The 19,112-nt window shown below is 69.4% G+C and carries 18 protein-coding genes and 1 pseudogene; 9 read left to right on the top strand and 10 right to left on the bottom strand.

The window, feature by feature from the left end:
* Positions 1-638 precede the first annotated feature (638 nt).
* Positions 639-1,667: a GAF and ANTAR domain-containing protein gene (locus D0D37_RS28425; RefSeq protein WP_244223708.1), complete on the bottom strand. Its 1,029-nt coding sequence runs from the start codon at positions 1,665-1,667 to the stop codon at positions 639-641.
* A 167-nt stretch (positions 1,668-1,834) separates the two neighbouring features.
* On the bottom strand, positions 1,835-2,236 hold the full coding sequence (locus tag D0D37_RS28420; protein WP_116203653.1) for an STAS domain-containing protein: 402 nt from the start codon (positions 2,234-2,236) through the stop codon (positions 1,835-1,837).
* Between the two features lie 341 nt (positions 2,237-2,577).
* Between D0D37_RS28420 and D0D37_RS28415 the strand changes: the two genes are divergently transcribed.
* Positions 2,578-3,930: a cytochrome P450 gene (locus tag D0D37_RS28415; protein WP_116203652.1), complete on the top strand. Its 1,353-nt coding sequence runs from the start codon at positions 2,578-2,580 to the stop codon at positions 3,928-3,930.
* Between the two features lie 152 nt (positions 3,931-4,082).
* On the opposite strand, the gene D0D37_RS28410 is transcribed toward D0D37_RS28415, so the two are convergent.
* Together D0D37_RS28410 and D0D37_RS28405 are read right to left on the bottom strand one after the other, a co-directional pair.
* Positions 4,083-4,589: a type 1 glutamine amidotransferase domain-containing protein gene (locus D0D37_RS28410; RefSeq protein WP_116203651.1), complete on the bottom strand. Its 507-nt coding sequence runs from the start codon at positions 4,587-4,589 to the stop codon at positions 4,083-4,085.
* A 111-nt stretch (positions 4,590-4,700) separates the two neighbouring features.
* Positions 4,701-5,162, bottom strand: a complete 462-nt coding sequence (locus D0D37_RS28405; protein ID WP_116203650.1) for an SRPBCC family protein — start codon at positions 5,160-5,162, stop codon at positions 4,701-4,703.
* Between the two features lie 116 nt (positions 5,163-5,278).
* On the opposite strand from D0D37_RS28405, the gene D0D37_RS28400 reads away from it, so the two are divergent.
* Together D0D37_RS28400 and D0D37_RS28395 are read left to right on the top strand one after the other, a co-directional pair.
* Positions 5,279-6,571 (top strand): NAD(P)/FAD-dependent oxidoreductase, encoded by a 1,293-nt coding sequence (locus D0D37_RS28400; RefSeq protein ID WP_116203649.1) that lies wholly within the window; start codon positions 5,279-5,281, stop codon positions 6,569-6,571.
* Between the two features lie 33 nt (positions 6,572-6,604).
* Positions 6,605-7,696: an Rv2629 family ribosome hibernation factor gene (locus D0D37_RS28395; RefSeq protein ID WP_116203648.1), complete on the top strand. Its 1,092-nt coding sequence runs from the start codon at positions 6,605-6,607 to the stop codon at positions 7,694-7,696.
* Positions 7,697-7,753: 57 nt separating this feature from the next.
* Here D0D37_RS28395 and D0D37_RS28390 read toward each other — a convergent pair whose 3' ends face one another.
* Both D0D37_RS28390 and D0D37_RS28385 read right to left on the bottom strand, forming a co-directional pair.
* Positions 7,754-8,716: a TIGR03557 family F420-dependent LLM class oxidoreductase gene (locus D0D37_RS28390; protein WP_116203647.1), complete on the bottom strand. Its 963-nt coding sequence runs from the start codon at positions 8,714-8,716 to the stop codon at positions 7,754-7,756.
* Positions 8,717-8,836: 120 nt separating this feature from the next.
* Positions 8,837-9,292 (bottom strand): STAS domain-containing protein, encoded by a 456-nt coding sequence (locus tag D0D37_RS28385; protein WP_244223707.1) that lies wholly within the window; start codon positions 9,290-9,292, stop codon positions 8,837-8,839.
* A gap of 296 nt (positions 9,293-9,588) precedes the next feature.
* Here D0D37_RS28385 and D0D37_RS47150 point away from each other — a divergent pair, with 296 nt between their 5' ends.
* Positions 9,589-9,744 (top strand): hypothetical protein, encoded by a 156-nt coding sequence (locus tag D0D37_RS47150; protein WP_086024889.1) that lies wholly within the window; start codon positions 9,589-9,591, stop codon positions 9,742-9,744.
* A gap of 66 nt (positions 9,745-9,810) precedes the next feature.
* Here D0D37_RS47150 and D0D37_RS28380 read toward each other — a convergent pair whose 3' ends face one another.
* Positions 9,811-10,827, bottom strand: a complete 1,017-nt coding sequence (locus D0D37_RS28380; RefSeq protein WP_244223706.1) for a Glu/Leu/Phe/Val dehydrogenase dimerization domain-containing protein — start codon at positions 10,825-10,827, stop codon at positions 9,811-9,813.
* A 61-nt stretch (positions 10,828-10,888) separates the two neighbouring features.
* Here D0D37_RS28380 and D0D37_RS28375 point away from each other — a divergent pair, with 61 nt between their 5' ends.
* On the top strand, positions 10,889-11,371 hold the full coding sequence (locus D0D37_RS28375) for an Lrp/AsnC family transcriptional regulator (RefSeq protein WP_116203645.1): 483 nt from the start codon (positions 10,889-10,891) through the stop codon (positions 11,369-11,371).
* 16 nt (positions 11,372-11,387) lie between these two features.
* Here D0D37_RS28375 and D0D37_RS28370 read toward each other — a convergent pair whose 3' ends face one another.
* Positions 11,388-12,551 carry a hypothetical protein gene (locus D0D37_RS28370; protein WP_116203644.1) on the bottom strand — a complete coding sequence of 388 codons (1,164 nt, stop codon included), beginning with the start codon at positions 12,549-12,551 and terminating at the stop codon, positions 11,388-11,390.
* Between the two features lie 396 nt (positions 12,552-12,947).
* Between D0D37_RS28370 and D0D37_RS28360 the strand changes: the two are divergent.
* The 4 genes and pseudogenes from D0D37_RS28360 to D0D37_RS28345 all read left to right on the top strand — a co-directional run bounded on the left by D0D37_RS28360 (position 12,948) and on the right by D0D37_RS28345 (position 15,381).
* A pseudogene (locus D0D37_RS28360) lies at positions 12,948-13,385 on the top strand (ferritin-like domain-containing protein).
* Positions 13,382-13,828 (top strand): hypothetical protein, encoded by a 447-nt coding sequence (locus D0D37_RS28355; protein WP_116203641.1) that lies wholly within the window; start codon positions 13,382-13,384, stop codon positions 13,826-13,828. Before D0D37_RS28360 ends, D0D37_RS28355 begins: the two are co-directional and overlap by 4 nt.
* Before the next feature lie 52 nt (positions 13,829-13,880).
* On the top strand, positions 13,881-14,093 hold the full coding sequence (locus tag D0D37_RS28350; RefSeq protein ID WP_116203640.1) for a hypothetical protein: 213 nt from the start codon (positions 13,881-13,883) through the stop codon (positions 14,091-14,093).
* Positions 14,094-14,541: 448 nt separating this feature from the next.
* Positions 14,542-15,381: a TolB-like translocation protein gene (locus D0D37_RS28345; protein ID WP_162834515.1), complete on the top strand. Its 840-nt coding sequence runs from the start codon at positions 14,542-14,544 to the stop codon at positions 15,379-15,381.
* Positions 15,382-15,394: 13 nt separating this feature from the next.
* Here the strand turns inward: D0D37_RS28345 and D0D37_RS28340 are convergent, their stop codons facing one another.
* Both D0D37_RS28340 and D0D37_RS28335 read right to left on the bottom strand, forming a co-directional pair.
* Entirely contained in the window at positions 15,395-17,224 is a 1,830-nt protein-coding gene (locus D0D37_RS28340) for a beta-galactosidase (RefSeq protein WP_208720178.1), read from the bottom strand.
* Positions 17,225-17,235: 11 nt separating this feature from the next.
* Entirely contained in the window at positions 17,236-19,107 is a 1,872-nt protein-coding gene (locus D0D37_RS28335; RefSeq protein WP_116203638.1) for a glycoside hydrolase family 84 protein, read from the bottom strand.
* Positions 19,108-19,112: the final 5 nt, after the last annotated feature.

Genomic DNA, 19,112 nt, shown 5'->3' with positions numbered 1-19,112 from the left:
GGACGGGCGGTTCCGGCGGGGGCAACGGACCTGGTCCCGGACGCGGCGGCGGGGCAGGCTCCGGCGGGAACGGCGGCAGCGGCTCCGGCGGCGACGGGACGGGCTCCGGTCCGGGCGGCACAGGGTGCACCATGACGGGCTCCTTCCTCGGTCGGCTCGACTCCTCCGTACCGATTACCCGGCGGACCGGCTCCGGACACGTCGGATCCCGCTCGCAGCACCGGGAAACCGAGCCAGCGCTCCGCCTCGCGCGACCGCTGCTCAGCAGGCAAAACCCTCGCCAGGACGCTGCCCGGCGACCGAACGCGCTCGCCCCCTGTCCGCCAATGCCAGGGACTTAGGCCGTGCGACCTTCGGCATTGCCAACCGTCCACAAGGACGCCAACCTCGCCGAAAAGCCCGCCCTATGCCCTCGCGACCGCTTGCTCGTGTCCGTGAGGGGAACCCTGAGGGACTCTGAGTCCCCCAGGGTTCCCCTCACGGACAGCGCACCCCGCACCCAGCCCCCGCGACCAGGACAGAAACCCTCATGCCGCACCCACAGCGCCGCCTTAAGTCCCTGGTATTGCTCCCTGGCCGCCGCGCCCGACCGTCGGGGCTGCGCTCGGGAGCGAGGCGCGCAGAACGCGCCTCCGCCCTCACACCGGGTCCGGCTCGCCCAGCTCCGCGATCGGACCGCTGTCCAGCTCCTCGTGCCGGGCCGCGAGCGTCCCGGCCAGCTGCACCAGCTTCACGTTCAGCTGCTGCGAAGTCCGCCGCAGCAGGTCGAACGCCTCCTCCGCGTCCAGCCCCCGGCGCGCCATGATGATGCCCTTCGCCTGCCCGATCACGTCCCGGCTGTTCAGCGCGCGCCGCAGCTGCGCCTGGTTCAGCTCGTTGCGGGTCACCGCGTCCGTTTCGGCCACCGCGAGGGTCGCGTGGCTGGCCAGGAGCAGCACGACGTCGCGGTCGGCGTCGCCGAGGCCCCCGGGGGCGCGGGAGTAGAGATTGAGCGCGCCGGAGAACCGCGAAACGGCGTCGTCGACCAGGGCGGTCGCCAGCACCGCGCGCCAACCCCGCTCGGCCGCCGCCGGGGACCACTGCGGCCACTGCTCGTCCCCGCGCAAATCGGGGCATTCGAGAAATTCCGGACGGCCGGGCACCGCCGCGTCGTGGCAGGGTCCCTCGCCCAGCTGGTACTGCAGCACGTCCAGCTCGGCGGCCTTCCGGTCGGTGTAGGCGGCGGTGTGGAAGCTGCCGTCCGACGCGCGCAGAGTGATCGACACCAGCTCCGCGGAGGGCACCAGCGACGCCGTCGCGTCCACGACCAGCTGCAGGACCTCGCCGACCGTCCGTGCGGCCAGCAGCATCTCGGTGAGCGACCGGAACCGCTCGCCCGACGGTCGCAGCGACTCGTCCTCCAGCGCCAGCGCCGCGGACGCCGAGTCGGAGACCGGGACGCCCTCCTCCTCGAGCACCCGGCGGGCCACTCCGCCCTCCCGGCAGGCGAACACCGCTTCGCCCGGTTCGGCCGTCTCGCGGAGCGCGGCGAGATCCCGGCTGGAGAACGAGGTCAGCTCGCTCAGCTCGAAAACCACCGTTCGCGGCTCCGCGGACAGCACCTCGCCCACCTCGCCGCGCAGCTCGGCGGGGTCGCCGCTCAGCCGCACCACGGCCGAGTAATCCACCGCCGCTCTGCTTCGCGCTTCCACAAATCCCTCCCCGCCGACCCGGACCACCAGCAAGCGACTGCCAACCTACTCGGATTCCGGATGCTTAACAGGCTTCCCGCCTCCGCGCGCGGATATACCCGGCCCCGCCGGAGAACCGGAGGGGCCGGGCTTGAACGGAACGGCTAGCCGACCTCGGCCGTGAGGTTCCGTGCGGCGGCGCTCCCTCCGACGGCGTCGGCAAGGCGTTCGACCACCCGGAACTCCCGGTCGAGGCCGAGAACTCGCAGCGGCCGGAGCACCGCGCGCTGCCCGGCCACCACGACGAAAGCGATGCCCGCCGCGTCCGCCGCCCGCGCGGTGTCCGTCAGCACTTCCAGACCGCTGACCGAGCAGAAGGCCAAGCCGGAGACGTCGACGATCAAGGCGAGCGGATGCAGGGACATTTCCTCGGCCAGCACTTCGCGCAGCCGGGCGGTGGAGCGGAGGTCCAGGTCCGCGGAGACCGCGACGACGGTTTCGTCCGCGGTGGTCGTGATCAGCGTTCGCGCCGGTGTCCCCGGCAGATAAGCGAGCGTTTCGTGCATTGAGCCCTCCTCGCAGACGCGAGACCGGGCCGTGGAGTGCGGCCCGGCCCTGGGCCCGGAGCAACGGGCCGCATGGGATCTGGCGACGGCACGTGGGCTGAACCGCTCCTGGCTCGACGGTACCGCAGCGCACTGCCCGCGACCACCCTGCGCCTCGATCTCGCATGAAGCACTGTGGACGCTCCGGACGGACTCGAGCACCGTCCGGCCGACGGCCGAGACGCGAAAGCTGTTTCATGCCAGCCATTACCCGCAGTCCATAATAGACAGTGTGCTCCGCGCCGCCGAGCGGAAACCGGCGGCGGAGGTTTCACCCGAACCGGGCCGGGTACCCGAACAGCATGGCGACCACCCGCGCGACCGCGAGCCCGGACTTGTCCGCACTGCCCCCGGTCGACATCCGCCCCCAGCGGGCGTCGGTCCGCGACACCGGGCGCATCGTCGCGCGGGTGGTCGCCCCCACCGTCGGCATCGGACTGGTCAAACGCCGTCCGCGCGCGATGGCCGCGGCGCAGAAACTGCAGGTCGACCGCTCGGCGATCCGCCTGCTGCACGACCTGCGCGAACGCTACGGCCCCGGCCCGCTCGACCTGCCGGCGCCGGGCCGGTCGTTCCGGCTGGTGCTCGACGCCGACCACGTCGGCGAACTGCTGGCCGGCACCCCCACGCCGTTCAGCCCGGACACCACCGAAAAAGACGCGGCCCTGCGCCACTTCCAGCCGCACGGCGTGCTGATCTCCAACGGCGCCACGCGCGCCCGGCGCCGGAAGCTCAACGAGACGGTCCTCGAACCCGGCCGAGCCGCGCACGAACTCGCCGGCTCGTGGGCGGAAACCATCCGCAGCGAAGCAACCGAAATGCTTTCGGGTTATCCCGCTTTGGACGCGACCCAGTTCACCGAGCACTTCTGGACGATCATCCGCAAGATCGTGCTCGGCGGGGACACCACCGCCGACCGGCGCGTGACCGACCTCCTGGACCAGCTGCGGCTCAACGCGAACTGGGCCTTCGCGCACCCGCCCCGGGAGGAGCAGCGCCGCCAGTTCCAGTCCCTGCTCGACCGGCAGCTCGGCCTGGACCGCCCGGGCAGCCTCGGCGCGGCGATGGCGAAACAACCGGCCGACCCGGACGTCGACCCGACCGGCCAAGTCCCGCACTGGCTGTTCGCGTTCGACGCCGCCGCGATCGCCACCCTTCGCGCACTCGCCTTGCTCGCCTCGCATCCCGACGAACTAGCCGAGGCCCGCCGCGAGATCGTCGAAGCAGATCTCTCGACACCGCAACAGCTTCCGTACCTGCGCGCCTGCGTCCTGGAGTCCGTCCGGCTCTGGCCCACCACGCCCGCGCTCCTGCGCGAAAGCACCGAAGACACCGCATGGGGCCCGGCAGGCACGTCGTTCCTGATCTACACGCCGTTCTTCCACCGCGACCCGGACACCTTGCCGTACGCGGATTCCTTCGTCCCGGACATCTGGCTGGACGGCCGCGCCGCAGCCAACCCCGCGCTCGTGCCGTTCAGCGCCGGCCCCGGCGTGTGCCCGGGCCGCGACGTCGTGCTCTTCACCGCCTCGACACTGCTCGCCTCGCTGCTGCAGCAAACGGGCTTCGCGCCGCGAGGCACCGCCGCCGACCTGCAACCGGGACGACTCCCCGCGACGCTGAACCACTTCGGCATCCGGTTCTCGCTGTCCTGAGGCTTACTTCAGCCGTTCAGAAGCGGCCGCACCAAAGACAACCCCGGGCATCAAACGGGCTTCGCGCCGCCGGGCACCGCCGCCGACCGATAGCCGGGGCGGCACCCTGCGGCGCTCAACCACTTCCGTATCCGGTTCTCGCGTCCTGAGCCTTACTTCAGCCGTTCGAGCAACGCGTCGCAGAACGCGGGCAGGTCGTCCGGGTTGCGCGACGTGATCACGCCGTCGTCCGTCACGACCTCGCGGTCCACCCATTCCGCGCCGGCGTTGCGCAGGTCGGTTTGCAGCGACGGCCACGACGTCACCGTCCGCCCGCGCGCCAGCCCGGACTCGGCGAGCAGCCACGGTCCGTGGCACACGGCCGCGACCGGCTTGCCCGCGGCAGCCGTTTCCCGGACCAGCGCGACCATCGGCTCGCTGGTGCGGATCTTGTCCGGCGAATACCCGCCGGGCACCACGACCGCGTCGAAGTCGGCCGCGGCCACGTCGTCCACGGCCTGGTCCGTGGTGATCTTCGTGCCGTGCAACGCGGTCAGCTTCTTGCCCTTCTCCAAGCCGACCACCACCGGCTCGTGCCCGGCGGAGCGCAACCTCTCGCACGGCACCAGGAATTCGTCGTCCTCGGTCATTTCGTCGACGAGCACTGCCACGCGGGCCATGCTGTTCTCCTCTCTGAACGGGGTTCGTTGCCGCCCGGTTACCCGCGGCGCCGCCGGGCCATGCCCGCGGCACCCGGATGTGCGGTGTCCCACGCCAGCGGGAAAACCGCGTCAGCTGGGCCGCTCGACGTCGCCGCGCCAGGAACCCGTTTCGCGTCCGCGTTGCTCGATGAACTGCTTGAACCGCAGCATGTCCCCCTTCACGCGCCGGTCGAGAATGCCGAGCTTGTCGGCGGCGTTCTCGGCAAGTCCCTCGGGGTCGAGTTCCATCTGCGCGGTGACCCGCGTCTTGGTGTCGCCCAGCCGGTGGAAGGTGATCACCCCGGCGTGGTCCGGCCCGGAGTCCGAGCGCCACGCGACCCGTTCGTCCGGATGCTGCTCGGTGATGGTCGCGTCGAACTCCCGCCCGACGCCGCCGAACCGGGTGACCCAGTGCGTGTGCGTCGCGTCGAGCTGGCGGATCTCCTCCACGCCCTCCATGAACTCGGGGAAGGATTCGAACTGCGTCCACTGGTTGTACGCGGCCGACACCGGGACGTCGACGTCCACGATTTCGGTGATCGTGCTGCTCATGCGCTCCTCCTCGCAAAGCGGGTACCGGACCCGGATGCCCGGGGCTCCCCGGGGCGAAACCGGCGCGATTGCCCGGCCGCGCGCCGGGTACCCGTCGAGAGGAAAGGAGGCCGCCTATGCGAGTCGTGATCGTCGGCGGCGGGTTCGCCGGATACCACGCCGCGCGGCAACTGCTGCGCACCCTCGGCGACCGCGCCGAGTTCGTCGTGCTGAACCCGACCGACTATTTCCTGTACCTGCCGTTGCTGCCGGAGGTGGCCAGCGGGATCGTCGACCCCAGGCACGTCGCCGTGTCCATTCCGGACACGCTGCGCGGCGTGCGGCTGGCGCTCGGCACCGCGGAATCCGTCGACTTCGACGCCCGCACCGTGACCTACACCGACCCGGAAGACCGCGAGCGGACGCTGGACTACGACCGGCTGATCCTCGCGGCGGGCAGCGTCAACAAGCTGCTGCCGATCCCCGGCGTCGCCGAATACGCGCACGGTTTCCGCGGCCTGCCCGAGGCGCTGTACCTGCGCGACCACGTCACCCGGCAGATCGAACTGGCCGCCGCGACCGACGACCAGGCCGAACGCGACGCCCGGTGCACCTTCGTCGTCGTCGGCGCGGGCTACACCGGCACGGAGGTCGCCGCGCAGGGCCCGGAGTTCACCGCCGACCTCGCGCGCCGCCACCCTGAACTCGAGGGACAGCCGATTCGCTGGCTGCTGCTGGACGTCGCCGAACGCGTACTGCCCGAATTGGACCCCCGGCTCGGCGCCACCGCCGACCGGGTGCTGCGCGAGCGCGGCGTCGAGGTCCGGATGAAGACGTCGGTGGATCAGGCGGACGTCGAAGGCGTCACGCTGACCACGGGCGACGCGGTGCCGACCCACACGCTCGTGTGGTGCGTCGGCGTCCGGCCCGATCCGCTGGTCTCCGACCTGGGCTTGGAGACCGTGAAGGGCCGTCTGGTCGTCACACCGGAGCTGAACGTGCCTGGTCGCGACGACGTTTTTGCCTGCGGCGACGCGGCCGCGGTACCGGACTTGACCCGGCCCGGCGAGACCACTCCGATGACCGCGCAACACGCGCAGCGGCAGGGGAAACTGGCCGGAAGCAACGTCGCCGCGTCGCTCGGCGTCGGCCGCGCGCGCCAGTACCGGCACCGCGATCTCGGCTTCGCCGTCGACCTCGGGTCGGGCCAGGGCGCGGCCAATCCGCTGCACATCCCGCTCGCCGGGCTTCCCGCCCGGCTGGTGACCCGCGGCTACCATCTGCTGTCCCTGCCGGGAAATCGGCTGCGCACGGCCTCCGACTGGGCGTTGCAGAAGGTCGGCCGCCGGCAGACGGTGCAGCTGGGCCTCATCCGTTCCGGCGCGGTGCCGCTGGACACCGCCTCGCCCGAACTGCCCAAAACCCGGTGAGGCTTTCCCGAACGCTGGGAGGAAGAATCCGAAATGGACACACACGAACTGCGCGCACTGCTGACCGACGGCCCGTTCGTCTCGGTGCACTTCGACGAATCGCACGACACCGAGGACGCGGCCAAGCAATTGCGGTTGCGGCTCAAGGAGATCGAAGCCACGCTCGCAGACCAGGGCGCCGACCGGCCGACAGTCGACGCCGTTCTCGGCGCGGTGGAGGAAAGTTCCCCGCCGGTCGGACGGGCCGGACGCAGCATCGTCGCGGCGCACGGCACCGTCCTGCTCGACCGGCGGCTCGCGGCTCCGCCGCCGGCGCAGGAGGCGCGCTACTCGGCGCTGCCGTACTTCCTGCCGACCGTGAGCCACCTCGAAGAAGCACCGGCGCACTTGGTGGTCCTCGTCGACCGGACCGGTGCCGACATCGAGGTGCACCGGCCCGACGGCAGCGTGGAAACCGAGACCGTGCACGGGCAGGAGCATCCGGTGCACAAGGTCCGCGGCGGCGGTCCGGCGCACCGCGACATCCAGTCGCACGCCGAGCAGACCACGCACCGCAACCTGACGGAAGTCGCCGACCACGTCGCGAAGGCCGCCGAGCGCGTGCAGCCGCGAGCGATCGTGCTGGCCGGTGAAGTCCAGGCCCGCACCGAACTGCACGAGCGCCTGCCCGAACCGGCCCGCTCGCTCGCCGCGGAGGTCGACACGGGCAGCCGTGCTTCCGGGGCCGGTCGAGCCGAGCTGGACCGTGCGGTGCACGAACTGCTTACCGGGCAACGGTTGCGCGAGCTGGACGACTTGGCCGACCGCTTCCGTGCCGACGCTGGCCGCGAATCGGCGCTGGCGGTCAGTGGATTGTCCGCTGTCACCGCCGCGCTGGCGGAGGCGAACGTGGCGACGCTGCTGGTCGGAGACTCCGGCGAGGCCAGCGTGTACACCGGCTCGGAACCGACTCAGGTCGGCGTCGCCCGGCCTCGGCTGGACGCGCTCGGGGTGGACGATCCGGCCCGTCAGCGCGCGGACGAGGCCCTGCCGTACGCGGCGGTGGCAGTCGGCGCCGATGTGGTGGTGATGGACGAGCGGCTCGACCTGGCCGACGGATTCGGGGCGTTGCTGCGGCATCCGTGACGCTCGTGGTGCGGCCCGGGTGCCTCGACACCCGGGCCCCACCGTCTACAGTGGAATTCAGTGCAGCGCGGGCAGCAACTCCCGCTGCGCGAACTTCAAGAACTCCGGCTGGTGTTCCGCGCCACCGATCTGCACCAGCGCCAGATCAGTGAACCCAGCCTGCTCGAACTCCTTCACCGCGTCCACGATCGGCCCCGCGTCCGGACCGCACGGCAGACCCGCCGCCACGTCGTCCTCCCGCACATACTGCGTCGCCGCGTCGAACGCCTGCGTCCCCGGCAGCTCCGCGTTCACCGGCCAGCCCGAGCCGAACCACCGGAACTGCTCGTGCGCCCGCCGGACCGCGGCGCTGCGGTCCGGGTCCCAGCAGACCGGCAGCTGGCCGATCTTGCGCGTCGGCGGCCCGACCCGGGCGTGGTCCCATTCCGCGCACAGCTCCGCGTTCGGCTCGACCGCCACCATCGCGTCGGCCACCGGCGCGAAGCGCTGCACCGACTTCGGGCCGGACACCGCGATCGCGATCGGCACCCGCGTCGGCGACAGGTCCCACAGCTTCGCCGCGTCGGCCCGGTAATGCTGTCCGGTGTAGGTGAACGTGCCGCCGTCGAAGAGGCCGCCGATGATCTGCACCGCCTCGGCGAGCCGGTCGTGCCGCACCGACACCGACGGCCAGCCCATGCCGACGACGTGCTCGTTCAGGTTCTCCCCCGCGCCGAGCCCGAGGGTGAACCGGCCGTCGGACAGCAGTTGCACCGTCGCGGCCTTCTGCGCCACCACCACGGGGTGATACCGCATCGTCGGGCAGGTCACGAGCGTCATGAGTTCGATCCGCTCGGTCGCCTGGGCCACCGCGCCGAGCACGCTCCACGCGTACGGCGCGTGCCCCTGTTCGGCGAGCCACGGCGAATAGTGGTCGCTGCAGGCCGCGAAGTCGAAACCGGCCTGTTCGGCGCCGGTCGCGCAGCCGACCAGCTCGCGCGGCCCGGTCTGTTCGGTCATCAAGGTGTAGCCGATGCGCATGTTCTCCCCGTTCGACGGGCTTTGCTTCCCGCGGCGCCAGCGCCCCGGAACCTCTTTCCGCCGCCCGGTTACCCTCTCCGGGCCGGGTTCACCCGCGCTGTCCGTCCGAAAGGGACGCGGTCAGGCTCCGGCGAGCGCCGCCTCGACTGTCGGGTACAGCGGCAGGGTCTGCTCCAGCCCGGTGAGCTGGATGGGCCGCACCGTCGCCCGGCCGGAGGAGACGATCCGCAGGCTGGCGCGGGAAGCCCCGACCTGGGTCATGGTCACCAGTGCGGTCAGCCCGGCCGAAGCCAGGAATTTCACCGCGGCGAGGTCCAGCACCAGCACCGGCGGAGCCCCGGCGAGCACCTCGTCGACCGCGGCGGTCAGCAGCGGCGCGGTGACCATGTCGACCTCGCCGTACACCGTCAGCACCGCGGCCGGGGGCCGGTCGGCGCGCTCGACGCGGAACTCTGGCGCCGGGTCGCTGCTGGGGTCGGTCGGCTCGTCCATCGTCGCGGTCCCGTCGTCGGTCGTCGCGTGCCCGGCCGGGCACGCGAGAGCAGGCGCGGCCGGGGTGTACGGCCACCACCCCATGATGCCCGTCCGGCGACGACGACGCAGGCGAGCGGGAGCGGTCCGCTTCGTCCGGTTCAGCGGCGGCAATAGCGTCGGCGCCGTTCCTTACGCCATTTGCCTGACTTTCTGCCTTCCGACCGATCAATATGGTGACTAATTCACGCGGCGTGATCGGGAAATTGCCCCGGGCCCCGTCCGGGTCCCCCCGAAATTCTCCCCGAAGCCATGTTTCACTCGTCCGAGTGAGGGTATCCGGCAGTAAGCACGACGAACGCCGCATTCCCCACCGAGAGAAGGAAGACGAGGTCCTCCCCGTGATTGTTCTCGGCGTCATTCTGCTAGTGATCGGGTTCATCACCTCGATCCAGATTTTGTGGAGCATCGGGATCGCCCTCGTGGTGATCGGCGCGATACTCGCGGTGCTCGGCGGGACCGGACGCCGAATCGGCGGCCGCGCCCATTGGTACTGATCGCACGGAAACGGAAACCACTGGCTGAGGCTCCGGGACCTGTCCCGGAGCCTCAGCCGCCTTCGGTCAGGCGGGCGGCGCCAGTTCTCGCGCGGCCCGCACCGTCGTCAGCCCCCGTTCGCGGGCGAGCGACAGAACCGCAGCCGTCGTGTCGGCGATCGCGTCGATCTTCGCGTTCGCCGCCGCCTCGTCCATTCCGAGTGCCTCGCGGCCGACCGCGTGGATAATCCCGCCGGCGCTCGCGACGACGTCCGGGATCCAGGTGATTCCCCGGTCCCGCAACACCATCGCGACTTCCTCGGCGACGAGCTGGTTGTTCGCCGGTCCGACGATCAGCGACGCGCCGCAGCCGGCCGCCGACTCGACGGTCAGCAATCCGCCGGTCGCGGCAGGCACGAGCACATCCAGCGGCTCCCGCACCAGGTCCGCCTCCGTCCAGGTCGCCCCCAGCTGTTCCGCGACCGGCCGGAGCCCGCTGTCGACGTCGGTCACGACGACGTCCGCACCCTGTTCGAGCAGCGACTCGCAGATGAGCCGCCCGACACTCCCGAACCCGAGCACGCCCACCCGCAGCCCCGCGACCGAACGCGGCGCGACACCGGCCCGTAGCGCGGCCAAGACTCCTCGCGCGGTCGCCGCGCTCGACGTGCCGCTGCCGCCTTGTTCCTCCGGACGGCAGAACGCCCATCCGTGCGCGAGACGGTGGATGTCCGCCATGTCCTGGGACGTCGACCCGATGTCCGGCCCCGTGCGATACCGCCCGCCCAGTGCGGCGATCGCCTCGGCGATGTCGGCGATCAGGTCGGGCCGCCGCGCCGGATCCAGCCCCTCAGCGGGCAGCGCCGCGACAGTTTTGCCGCCCCCGTAAGGAAGTCCGGCCAGTGCGCACTTCGTCGTCATCGCCGCCGACAGCCGCAGCGCGTCGTCCACGCCGTCGCGCCACGACGGGTACGGCTTGATCCGGCACCCGCCGATCGCGGGCCCGCGCGCCGTCGAATGGATCGCGACAGCGATCGCGACCCCCGACCGGGTGCCGCGGACGACCTGCAGTGCCTCTCCAGCGAAACTCTCTGTTCGACTCACGAGCACCAGACTGCCGCTTCCGTCTCCCATTCCGGCGTCTGGAGAGTGATATGTTCGGCAAATGCCCGAACTTCCGAACCTGGATCGGATCGACAGCCTGCTCGTCCACGAACTCCAGCAGGACGCCCGGATTCCGATGCGCGACCTCGCCGAGCGCGTCGGCGTCGCCGCGTCCACGTGTTCCGAGCGCATCGGCAGGCTGCAGGCCCGCGGGGTGCTGACCGGTTTCCACGCCGAGGTCGACCTGCCCGCGCTGGGCAGGTCGGTGCAGGCCATGGTGTTCGCCCAGATCCGCCCGCTCAGCCGGCCGGTCATCGACCGCTTCCGCCGCGACGCGCTCGCCATGCCCGAGGTGATGGCCGTCTTCGTCCTCGCCGGCGGCGACGATTTCCTGCTGCACGTCGCGGTCCCGGACGTCGCGCGGCTGCACACGTTCCTCGTCGAGGATCTCAGCAGCCGCAAGGAAGTCGTGCAGTTCCGCAGTTCGATCGTGTTCGACCACAGCCGGAAACGGGCGATCGAAAACCTCGCCGAGGATCAGTGATCCGGTCGGACACCGGTCAGCAGCACTGGAACTCCACGCCGATCGGCCGGTCCGGGCAGACCGCGCACACGAAGAGGTACACGTCCCCGACGTCGCCCAGCATCACATCCAGGCGGCCGGACCCGCGCCGGTCGCCGGGAATGACGCGTTCCTTCACCGTTTGCGGCGCGACCGCCAGCATCGCCTGGTCGTAATAGCTGTAGTGCGAACCAGCCGGGTCGAACTCCTCGTCGAGCCCGATCTCCCGGCTGGTCGTGACCCCGTTGACCAGCGCGAACTCCACCTTCTTCACGAAGGTCGTCCTGGCCTGCTCTTCGAGCGGCATCCAGGACTCCCAGCCGCCGCCCTCGGAGGAGGCGACCGTCAGCAGATGGTCCATGCGGTGCCCGCGCTCGCAGTCCGGCCAATCCGGGGACTGCACCCAGTTGATCCAGCCGCCGACCTTCGAGCCCGGCGCGACCGACAGGTGCTGGTCATACGTCCAGTCCTTCCCCTTCTCCCACTCCTCGATCCGGGCCCGCAGCCCGGCGGAGGGCAGATCGTCCCAGTGCGGGAACTCCGTCACCCGCTCCGGCCAGATCCGGCAGGGCGACGGCAGGCTTTCCTCGTCGCTGAGGTCGCGGTCCGGCTCCGTCGCCGCGCGGACCTCCGCCACGCTCGCGGAATCCCGCCACCGCACCAGCGGCCGCGGACCGTAGTGCGGCTCGTGATCGGTCGGGCACCACAGCACCTGGCACACGTCGGTCCCGTCCGGGAACGGCAGCTCCGGGACGTCCCGCGCGTAGAACTGCGCGATCGGCACCATCGGCAGCGACGCGGCCGGATCGTCGGCGAATTCCACGCGCCGCAGCTCGCGGACGGCGGTTTCCAGCTCGGTGAACTCGACGCCAAGAGCGCGAGATCCGCGACAGTTCCGCATTTCCTCGCCGATTTCCGCCAGCCGCTGCTGGAGCCGCTTCCCCTCCGCGCTGGTCAACGGACGCGAATCCGGATGGTCGACGGAGCACACCGGCCACGCCTCGTCGGCAGGCCACAGCAACGGCCCGCCCAGCGACGAATCCCGCACTGTCACCGCGTCCTGCCACGGATGCAGCCGCACCGTGGTCCGCTCCAGCCCGGCCAGCTCCGGAAACACCTTCGCGACGTCCACCGGCTTGCCCGGCGTCGTGAACCCCTTCACCCTGACCTCCCCTGTCAGTCCCGCACCAGCCTAGCCGAAAACGCCAATCCGGTCGCCAGCTTTTCGTAAAGACCGATTAACCCGGTGCCGCAAAAGAAACTCACGTCGCGGAAACGCCTGCCGCATTAGCGGACCTTTGAGCTTCGCAAAACATTAGGCCGCCTATGCGGTTTTACCACTTTCTTCAGGCGGAACTGCGCCCGTTCGGACGTTGGAGAGCCGCTCCGGCCACTGCCAGTGTCGCTGCACGGGCAGGGGGTCGCCGTCGTGCGAATTTGCCCGGTATCGCCACTGGCGCATTCCGAGCAGGAGTCGGCATGACCGCTGCCACCGAACGCCGCTATATCCAAAGCTTCCTCGGCGTACCAGTTCGTGCACGGGGTCGCGCTCGAGGAAATGCTCCACCTCAACCTGGCCGCGAACCTGCTCAATGCCGTCGGCGGCACGCCGACCCTGGTCACCGAGGCGGGCGCGGCCGATCCGTTTCCGCCGAGCTAACCCGCTTCGCTCTCCGCTGACGGCGGGCCGTACCTGCAGCTGATGGCGGCGTCGCCGGAACTGTTCCGCAGCACCTTCATGCGGATCGAACAGCCAGCGCAGCCGGATGCGCTGCCGCAGGAGGAGGGCTTCTCGACGATCGGCCAGCTGTATTCGGCGATCCTGAAGAAGCTCGAGGAATACGACCGCACCGCGGGGCGCACCTACGACATCTCCCGGCAAAGCGAACAGTGGAACTTCGGCGACAGCGGAGGAACCGTCGTCCTCGTCCGGGACCTCGAATCCGCGAAAAAGGCGGTGAACGAAATCGTCGAACAGGGCGAGGGCCGGACATGAGCGGCGCGCTCGACGATCCGAAATACCGGGTCCGCGAGCCGTGGGGCCAGTACGAGTACTACGGCCCGCGCGCCGACGGCACCTACGGCCCGGTATTGGGAACACCGCTCGAGATGTCGCATTACTACAAGTTCAAGGCGATCGCCGACGGCACCATCCCGTTGCCCCCGACGTATCCGATGATCGCCAACCCGGCCAAGGCGAAGTACGAGAATCACACGGCGCTCGCGCTCAGCGTTCTGTTCGACCACACCTACAGTGTGCTGGTTGACGACCTGCAGAAAGCGTTGCGCGGCGACCGGGACCTCTTCTTCACCAGCGTCGTCCCCGCGATGCGGGTGAGCCTTCCGCCGCTCGCCGCCGAGCTGAGGTGGACCCCGATCGCCGCCGACAGCCACACCGCGGCCGATCCGACGGCGGGTCCGGCTCTCCCCCGAGCATGACGGAAGCGACTGAGGTCATCGCCGAACTCGCCGACTGCCCCGGCTGCAGTAAGTGCGGCAATCGATCGAAGAATTCGTCGCGGAGCAACGCCGTGCCGGAGTGTCAGAGAACGTCGTCGGACTCATGGTCGAGGTCGTGCACGCGATCCATTCAGGACACACGGCGATGCTGCTGCCGCGTTCGGCTCGAACTACCACTCCGACGAGCATCGAAACGTTCGTCGCCGACACGATGGTGCCGCAGTTGCGGGCGTCGTCAGCGTAACGGGGCTGCCACCTGAACAGCCTAATGGCGATGGACCGCGTAACACCGCGTCCTCGATCCCCGACTCCGGTCGCGGCGGGAACGTTCCGGGCGGAAAGGCGAAGCAATGACACAGAGACGACGCAGCGCGCCAGCCCTGATCTCGGCGGTCTTCCTCGCCGCTCTAGCCGGTTGTTCCGGAACTCCCCCGACAGCCCCGCAACCCGCTGCGAGCGCGGCCGCCCGATCGCCGGAAATTTCGTCGACGACCCCGAAACCAGCCGCGCCCGGCGTTGCGTCGGGGATCGTGGTCGCCAGTTGCGGCGAGGCCACCAGTTCGGGCGCGACCCTGACGGTCGCCGGCTACCGACCGGCCACCGGAGAGGTCTCCGCGCGCTCCGCCTTTTCCCTGGCGGTGCCGGGAACGCCAGGGCCGTCGCCGCGGACGTCCTGTTCGAGCCTCACGCTCATGCCCGATATCTCCGCGGAGCACGGCACCGCACAACGAAACGCGTTCGACCGCGACTTCACCCGCATCCTGGCTACCCGGCCGGACCCGGCGAGCCAGAACACCAGCATGGGATGGCTGGACGCGAGCGGCAGGTACACGCAGCTGTCCCCCACCGCGGCCGCGGACGATCTCGTCACCGAATCCGACGAGTACCCGAACTACCACGCCGCCGGCAACCGCATCTATTTCTGGCACACCACCAAGAGCGTCTCGACGCTGACGTCCGTCGAGCCCGACGGCCGGAATTCCCGGGACGAGTCCGCGCTCGCGAAGAAGTTCGGCGCGGAAGGGCTGACCGCCCAGGAGCTGGGCGGCCCGGGCAAAGCGAAAGCCGATCTGGCCGACAGCGCCGCACCCGTGCTGACCGTGCACCGCACTGTCAACCGCGCCGGCACCCTCGGCGCGCTGGTCACCCCGCGTCCCGGGCTCGTCCTGGCGGCCCCCGAACACCTCAGCGACTACGACAACTCCACCGACGGCGGAATCCCGATCACCGGCGACGTCGCCGACCAGGTTCGCGTCGACGCCTTTGTCACCGACACCACCCTGATCGGGCACGCGGACAAGCAGCTCTACCGCCTCGACGTGACCGCCGGGACGGTGAAGCCGACGTTGCTGTTCGAGAACGACAAACTCGAGATGGGTGACGCGACGCCTTCACCGGACGGAACCACGCTCGCCTTCCTCGGCAGAACCGACACCGGATCAGCTCTTTACACCGTCCCGATCACCGGCGGCACTCCGAAGAAGCTTGCCTCGTTCGGTTATCAGGCGGCCATCCTCGACTATCGGCCGTGACGGCGGCTCTCCGTCAGCCCAGGTCTGCCTCCGGACGGATTTCGATCGCCGACCCCGGTTGATGCAGCTCCAGCACCACCAATTCGTTCTTCCCCTTCCGCCACAACGACTTCGGCGCGTACAGTGTCTTCTGCGGCCCGACTTTCCAGTACCGGCCCAGGTTGAAGCCGTTCAGCCACACAACGCCCTTCTCCCAGCCGGGCAGGGCGACGAAACCGTCCGCGGGATCGGCGACCACGGCGGTCGCGCGGTGGAACGCCGGGCCGGGGCCGGGCGAGCCCGAGGAGAACCGCAGGCGGGACAAGTCGTCCAGCGGCAGCGGGCGGATCTCCCAGCCGAACAGTTTCTGCTGCGTGTTCATCGCTACCCAGCCGTCGATGCCCTTGCGATCCGCCAGGTACGGCCCGTAGTTCACCCGGCCGCCGGTGTCGACCAGGATGTCCAGTCGCGTCCGCGGTTTCTCCAATTTCAGGTCCAGCGTCGCGTCCGGATGGTTCCGGTCCAGCACGCCCAGTTGCACACCGTCGACGAACACCAGCGCCCGGTCCGCCAGGCCGTGAATGCCCAGCGGGCCGGAATGCGGGCCCTGCACGGTCGTGCGGTAGTGGATCAGCCCGGTCGACTGGCCCAGCCGTTCCATGGAGACCGGTTGCGCCGAGCGGACCACTGTGGACAGTTCGGGCAGAGAGTCCAAAAGGGACACCGAACCAGCGGGCATAACCGATTGCGCCGCAAGACGAGGCGAGCGAGCGGGTGGCGGGACGACTGGTTGCTTGGTGTATTTGGTGATCACAGCTTGCAGCGCGGCGAACTTCGCGCCGACGTCGCCTGCCTCGCCGACCGGGGAATCGTAGTCGTAGCTGGTCACGGTCGGTTGGTATTGCAGACCGGAGGTGTTGGCGCCGGCAGAGAAGCCGTAGTTGGTGCCGCCGCAGGCCATGTACAGGTTCACCGACGCACCCGTCGCCAGCAGCTGGTCGATGTGGGCGGCGGTTTGCCGGGCATCGGTGGTGTGGTGCGGTTCGCCCCAGTGGTCGAACCAGCCGTCCCAGTATTCGGCCATCATCACCGGGGCTCCGGGACGGAAGGCTTTCAGCGCGGCGATGCTCGGAGCCGGATCGCCGTCGCCGGTTCCGACTTCCAGGGTGCCCGGCAGTTCACCGAAGCGCATGAAGAATTCGGAAGCACCGTCGGCGACGAAAAGAAGGCTCGTTATTCCGCGCGACCGCAGACTGTCCCGCAGATGCGCCAGATAGCTCGTGTCATTGCCGTAGCTGCCGTACTCGTTTTCGATCTGCACAGCCACGATCGGCCCGCCGTGCTGTGCTTCCAGCGGGGCTAGCTGCGGAATCAGCTGGTCGTACCACGCGTCGACCGCCTTGAGGTAGGCCGGATCGGCGCAGCGCAATTCCATGTTCCGGTCCGCGAGCAGCCAGGCGGGCAGACCGCCGAATTCCCATTCCGCGCAGATGTACGGACTCGGGCGCACGATGACCTGGAAGCCGAGTTCCCCGGCCAGCCGGATGAACGCCGCGAGATCGCGATCGCCGCGGAAATCGGCTCGGCCCGGCGCCGGCTGGTGGAAATTCCAGGCCACATAGGTCTCGACGGTGTTGAGGCCCAGTGCTTTGAGCCGCGACAGGCGATCGTGCCACTGGTCCGGGCGCAACCGGAAGTAGTGGATCGCGCCGGAAACGATCTGGAACGGCTTGCCGTCCAACAGGAAATGATCGCCGGACACGCTCAGCCCGCGACGTCCGGCCGCACCCGCCGGTCCGGCGAATACCGTGCTCGCGGCGACCGCGGCCGCGCCGCCGAGAAAGCTCCTCCTGCTCACGTCCATCACTCCCCCGCTCAGCCGACCGTCGCCGCGCGTGCCTGGACGAGGAACGCGTCGAGCACGCCGTCGCCGACTAGTGCTTGTCGCACACCCCACCGGTTGTTGTTGCCCGTCTTGACCGCCTCCGCGCGCTTGACGAGCGCGTCCGCGGCGGTCGTCAGTTGCTCGGCTTTGGCGTCGTCCCCGCGCGTCGCGGCGGCGAGGGCGTCCAGCCTGGTGACCATCGCGTCGCCCCACAGTGCGGTCGCGTCCAGCCACGGGCCCGCCTCGCTGACGAACGCGCTCTGCACCTGTCCGCCCCGGATTACCGTGGGAGCGTTGCGAATCTGTTCGGCGTACGAACGTAGTTCGCCCAGCGAACGATGATCGCCAGCGTTCCAGTGTTGCCAGAAATCGGCCACCTTGGCCGCGAGGACCGGTGCTTGCGGCTGCCACGGCGTCGGTCCGAAGACAGGTGCCAGGTGTTCGAGATCCGCGAACACCTTCAGCGCCGCCGTCGCACGCTGGTCACCTCCCGCGAGTCGAGCCAACGCCTGCGGCCACGACCGGTCCGGCGAGTAGCCCGCGTCGTTCCAGGAGAAGTCGGCGACACCGAACTCGGCGACCTCGCTGGCCGCTTCCTGGTTCATCGGATTCGAGACGATCCCGTTGAGATACTTCGACAATCCCGCTTCGCGATGCGCATACGGCGCGAGCAGAAGCCGTCCGGCGGACTGCTCGTAGTCGTTGACCGGATAGTTGTCCCAGAGGAACACTTTCCGTCCATACACTGTGGACACCTGCTGCGCTTCGTCGTTCGTCACGCTCGGCGGCACCACCGCGGTGCCGGTCCATTGCACGACCACGGACGGATCGAGGTTCTCCCGCAGCTGCGTCTTGTACGGCGAATCCTTGAGGTCGCTGTACTCCGTCGGAACTGTCTGCAAAGGACGGACGTCATCGTGGTTCTTGACGAAGTTCTTGGTGATCTCGTTGAGCAGCGAGACCTGAGCCTTGCCTGCGGCGGCCTGGCCGGGCGCTCCGAACGCCGCCTGGTCGCCAGCGCAGTTCCACTTGGTGTACGAGATGTCGTCGAAGGGCAGTGAGAACGACCGCACGCCGAGGTCATACACAGCCTGGAACTTCGCTTTCACCGCCGCGATGTCCTGCGGCGACGAGAAGCAGATCGAGACGCCAGGCGACAACGCATAGGTGAAGTCGACGTGGTTCGCGTTCGCCGTGCGGACAAGCTGGCCGAGCGCGTCCAACTCCTGCTGCGGATACGGATCCCGCCACTGCGCGCGCAGATACGCGTCGTCTTTCGCGCTGTAGATGTACGTATTCGCCTTGGTCTCGCCGAGGAACTTGATCTGCCGGACGCGGTCGTCGTTCGTCCACGGTGGACCGTAGAAGCCTTCGATCGACCCGCGCAGTGCCATGTTCGGCCAGTCTCGCACCGCGACACCGCTCACCGCCCAGCTGTGTCCATTTCGGACAAATAGCTGCCGCAGTGTCTGTACGCCGTAGTATTGCCCAGCACCGTCACGGCCGTTGATCGTCACCCCGTCACGCCGCACGGCGAGCGAATAGCCCTCCGCTTGCGTCGGCGCATCTCCACCGCTGCCCAGCCGGACGACAAATCCGCGCTGCGGGCCGGTGCTGATCTTCTTGACCCCGTGCTGTTTCAGCAGGGAAATCAGCAGGTCCTTGGCCGGGCCGTCAGTGGTGCCGTCTGTGACGAGCACGACCGAATACGGCAACGAAACGTCGGCAGCGTCGCGGTTGATCTGTTGCGGTGTCGGAGAAACGACCGGTACCGAACCCGGTTTGGCAGCAGCCGGTTGGACGATCGTGAGGGCACTCGTCGCGACGACAGCGGCGAGCCAAGCTCTGCGGCGTAGAGGCATGACTT

It is taken from the genome of Amycolatopsis circi (assembly GCF_003385235.1).
GTDB lineage: Bacteria > Actinomycetota > Actinomycetes > Mycobacteriales > Pseudonocardiaceae > Amycolatopsis > Amycolatopsis circi.
Note: the sequence above shows the minus strand (reverse complement) of the source record. Positions and strands in the feature narration are given on the sequence as shown.